The sequence below is a fragment of the Streptococcus suis genome, assembly GCF_002960445.1.
Lineage (GTDB): Bacteria > Bacillota > Bacilli > Lactobacillales > Streptococcaceae > Streptococcus > Streptococcus hyiners.
In genome coordinates this window covers 1-268 of sequence record NZ_POJD01000422.1, presented here as the reverse complement: position 1 = coordinate 268, position 268 = coordinate 1, and the positions used below count along the sequence as shown (strand labels likewise).

The following is a 268-nucleotide window of genomic DNA, read 5'->3' as shown; positions in this document are numbered from 1 at the left end:
AGGTGATACTGCTCCTGCTTTGGGTTAGATAACCCCAACTGTTTCTGGGCCATATCGTTAATCATGATGATCCGTCCGATACGGTCTGTAGCAATAACACCGTCACTCATATAGGACAGGATGGACGTCAGACGTGTCTTTTCTTGTTCTAAATTATCATGAGTTAAGCGGATGACCTCGGACAAATCATTGAGGGAATTAGCCATGTCTGTGATTTCAGGACTTCCCCTCATGTCTAACAGATCTGCATAATTCCCCTCAATTAAGG

The 268-nt window shown here is 44.0% G+C and carries 1 pseudogene; it reads right to left on the bottom strand.

Annotation, left to right across the window (positions count from 1 at the left end):
- Positions 1–268, bottom strand: a pseudogene (locus C1G53_RS12360) (PAS domain-containing protein); the annotation flags it as partial.